Raw genomic sequence first — 3,479 nt, 5'->3', positions numbered from 1 at the left:
TGTTCTCGCCGTCGGGCGAGCTCTTGAGCTGGGTGTAGTTGACCATCCCGACGAGCACGAGCGACGTCGCGACGTAGAGCACGGTGACCACGGCGAGCGAGCCGAGGATGCCGCGCGGGAGGTCCTTCTGCGGGTTCTTGGTCTCCTCGGCGGTCGTCGAGACGGCGTCGAAGCCGATGAAGGCGAAGAAGACCAGCGACGCCCCGGCGAGCAGACCGAACCCGCCGTCGGTGCTGCCCTCGCTCCCGACGAGCAGCGAGAGCAGCGAGGACTCGAGGCCGCTGGCCCCGGCCTTCGGCGGCTCGGCCGGCGGGATGAACGGCGAGTAGTTCGCCGCCTTGATGAAGGTCGCTCCGAGGATGATCACGAAGAGGACGACCAGGAGCTTGATCGAGGTGATGATCGTGGAGACCCGGCTGGAGAGCTTGATGCCGAGCACGAGCACGACGGTGAGCGCGGCGATGACGAGGATCGCGCCCCAGTCGACCTCCACCGACCCGACGTCGAACGACGTGCTGTCGCCCAGGCCGAGCACGCCGAAGATCTTGCCGAGGTAGCTGGACCAGCTCTTGGCCACCGTGGCCGCGCCGAGCGCGTACTCCAGGATCAGGTCCCAGCCGATGATCCAGGCGATGAACTCGCCGAACGTCGCGTAGGAGAACGTGTACGCACTGCCGGCCACCGGCACCGTCGAGGCGAACTCCGCGTAGCAGAGCCCCGCGAAGCCGCAGGCGATCGCGGCGATGACGAACGAGACCGCGATCGCCGGGCCCGTCACGTCGCCCGCGGTGCGCGCGGTGATGGTGAAGATGCCGGCCCCGATGAGGACGGCGACACCGAAGATCGTCAGGTCGAGCGCGCCGAGCTCCCGGCGCAACCTGCTGTCCGGGTCGTCGGTGTCGGCGATCGACTGCTCGACGGACTTCGTCCGGAAGAGGCTCCCCTGCCTCGACGTCGTCGGACTCGCCATGTCCGGCCCCTTTCGTACGGATCCTGGTCCGGTGTCCGCCTGCGCGGTGACCGGGACCCTACCCAGGGTGACCCCCTGGCCCCGTCTCAGGGCATCGGGTCGAGCGCGGGATCGAGGCCGTCGTCGGAGCCGGTGCGGTCGAGGTCGGGCTCGAGGTAGACCAGCCGGGCGTGCGGGACGGCCTCGCGCAGGCGTGCCTCGGCCTCGTCGATCGCGGCCGCGACCGCCTCGGTCGGCAGGCTCGCCGACACCGCGATCTTCGCCGCGACCAGCAGCTCCTCGGGCCCCAGGTACTGGGTGCGCAGGTGGATGACCCGCTCGACCGGCCCGCCCACCAGCGACGACGAGATCGTCCGGACCAGCGGCGCCCGGGCGCCCTCCCCGATCAGCAGGCTCTTGGTCTCCACGATGAGGATCACCGCGATCACCCCGAGCAGGCTGCCGATGGCGATCGTGCCGACGGCGTCCCAGACCGGGTCGCCGGTCGCGACGGTCAGCACGACCCCGACGAGGGCGAGCGCCAGCCCGACGAGCGCCCCGGTGTCCTCGAGCAGCACGACCGGCAGCTCGGGGTTGACCGACTGGCGGATGAAGCCCCACCACGTCGCGTCGCCCTTGAGCTCGCGCGACTCGTGGATCGCCGTGCGCCAGCTGTAGCCCTCGAGCACGATCGCGATCCCGAGGATGACGATCGCGACGACGGGGCTGGTCAGGTCCTCCGGCACCGACAGCTTGTGCACGCCCTCGTAGATCGCGAAGACCGAGCCGAGCGTGAACAGCATGAGGGCGACGACGAACGAGTAGAAGAAGCGGTCGCGGCCGTAGCCGAAGGGGTGCTCGGGGGTCGCCTGCCGAGCGGCGCGCTTGCGCCCGAACAGCAGCAGCCCCTGGTTCGCGGTGTCGGCCACCGAGTGGACGCCCTCGGCGAGCATCGAGGACGACCCGGTGATCGCGAAGCCGACGAACTTCGCCACCGCGATGCCCGCGTTGGCGGACAGGGCGGCGATGATCGCCTTGGAGCCTCCGGATGCGGACACCGTGACCTCCTGGGGCGCAGGGCGACGAACCGGGCACGCCGCCCGGCTCGCGGGAATCTAGTCGGCCCCGTCCGGAGGGGCGTCGTCGCCGTCCGGGCTCCAGCCGTCCCCGGCCGCGAACACCAGGGCACGGCCCCGGCCGGCCTCCACGGTCACGACCCCGTCGGCCGCGGGCGCCCACACTGCCCGGCCCCGCGCCAGCGCGACCGACCGACCCGTCCCGGCGCGCAGGGAGGCGTCACCGCGCACCACGACCACGATCCGGGGGCCGTCGATGCCGAGCTCGACCGGGCCGTCGTCGGGCCCCACGTCGAGGCGCACCAGCCGGAAGTGCTCGCTCGGCGCGGTGAACACCGCCCGCGGGCCGTCGACGCGCGGACGCAGCACCGTCGGGGGCCCGCACCGGAAGTCGAGGATCCGCAGCAGCTCGGGGACGTCCACGTGCTTGGGCGTCAGGCCCGCCCGCAGCACGTTGTCGGAGTTGGCCATCAGCTCGACGCCGCTCCCGGACAGGTAGGCGTGCGGGGAGCCGGCGGGCTGGAAGAGGCACTCGCCCTCGGCGAGCACCACGCGGTTGAGCAGCAGCGCGGCGAGCACGCCGGCGTCGCCGGGGTAGCGCTCCCCGAGGTCGAGCAGGGTGCGGACCTCGCGCTCGAACTCCCCGCCCGGCGCGCCCGGGGAGCCAGGGGTCTTCGCGAGGCGCACGCAGCCGTCGAGGAGCGCGGGCACGAGGTCGTCCACGGTGCGCTGCGGCAGCGTGATCCACATCGTGAACAGGGCACGCAGGCCGTCCGGGTCGGGCTGGGCGGCGAGCAGCTCGGTGTGGTGGGCGAGGCGGTCGACGTCGAGGGCGCGCAGCAGCGTGACGGTGGTCGCGGCGTCCCGGAAGCCCGCGAGCGCGTGGAACTCCTCGAGCGCGCAGAGGATCTCCGGCTTGGGCAGCGGGTCGCGGTAGTTGCGCTCGGGGGCGCTCTGGGGGACGCCGCGCGCCTCCTCGCGGGCGTAGCCGGCGGCGGCCTGCTCCGCGGAGGGGTGGGTCTGCAGGCTCAGCGGCTCCTCGGCGGCGAGCACCTTGAGCAGGAACGGCAGTCGGCCCTGCCAGCGTCCGGCGCGGGCGGCGCCGAAGGTGCCCTCCGGATCGGCGGCGAGGGCGTCGAGCAGGGTGCGGTCCCCCGGCTGCTCGACCAGCCGCGACGGTGCGTCCTGGTGCGCTCCGAGCCACAGCTCGGCCTGCGGGTGCGGCGACGGGACGGTCTCGCCGAGCAGCTCCGCGATGTGCGTGCGCGAACCCCACGCGTAGGGACGGACGGTCCCCTCGAGCAGTTCCACGTCTCCCCCTCACTCGGGCGCTGATGACGGTGGCCGCACCCGGCGGTGATGCCGGTCCGGGTGGTCGGCGCGTGCGGGACCGGCGTCAGCCGGCGCCGACGCCGGGCCGGGCACCTTCGATGTCGTGCCCCCCCCCCCCCCCC

3 protein-coding genes are annotated in these 3,479 nt (G+C 73.1%); all 3 read right to left on the bottom strand.

Annotation, left to right across the window (positions count from 1 at the left end):
• On the bottom strand, window positions 1-970 hold a 970-nt coding region (locus AC0CYZ_RS24415; protein ID WP_472220151.1), incomplete at its 3' end, for an amino acid permease.
• A gap of 86 nt (window positions 971-1,056) precedes the next feature.
• Window positions 1,057-2,007: a cation diffusion facilitator family transporter gene (locus AC0CYZ_RS24410; protein WP_472220149.1), complete on the bottom strand. Its 951-nt coding sequence runs from the start codon at window positions 2,005-2,007 to the stop codon at window positions 1,057-1,059.
• A gap of 57 nt (window positions 2,008-2,064) precedes the next feature.
• Window positions 2,065-3,336 carry a mannose-6-phosphate isomerase, class I gene (gene manA, locus AC0CYZ_RS24405; protein WP_472220147.1) on the bottom strand — a complete coding sequence of 424 codons (1,272 nt, stop codon included), beginning with the start codon at window positions 3,334-3,336 and terminating at the stop codon, window positions 2,065-2,067.
• Window positions 3,337-3,479 lie beyond the last annotated feature (143 nt).

It is taken from the genome of Actinomycetospora sp. (assembly GCF_055612215.1).
The sequence above is the reverse complement of the archived record's forward strand: the minus strand, read 5'-3'. Positions and strand labels throughout refer to the sequence as shown.